This is a genomic window from Paenibacillus popilliae ATCC 14706 (assembly GCF_000315235.1).
GTDB lineage: Bacteria > Bacillota > Bacilli > Paenibacillales > Paenibacillaceae > Paenibacillus_B > Paenibacillus_B popilliae.
Genome location: NZ_BALG01000329.1, coordinates 1 through 246, shown reverse-complemented (window position 1 = coordinate 246; position 246 = coordinate 1). Strand labels below are relative to the sequence as shown.

Sequence of the window (246 nt, the reverse complement as noted above, 5' to 3'; positions counted from 1 at the left end):
AGGGAATTTAATTTTTAATCCATTACAACAGTCAATAGATAGTAAACGAATTCTTCGATATAGCCTAAAGGATCAAAAAAAGATCTTTGGGGAAAACCCTTTTGAAGCAGGAAAAGCAGCTATGCACCTCGAACGATTTTTTTATGTAAATGAACTAGAACACTCACACGAGAAAACAAAAGTGAATTGGGACGTTGTCACATCGCCTGTGTCTGCTCGTAATCGTTCTCAATCAAGTACATACTC

Annotated in this window: 1 pseudogene; it reads left to right on the top strand. The window is 36.6% G+C overall.

Features of this window, described 5'->3' with window-relative positions:
• Nucleotides 1–246, top strand: a pseudogene (locus PPOP_RS24650) (hypothetical protein); the annotation flags it as partial.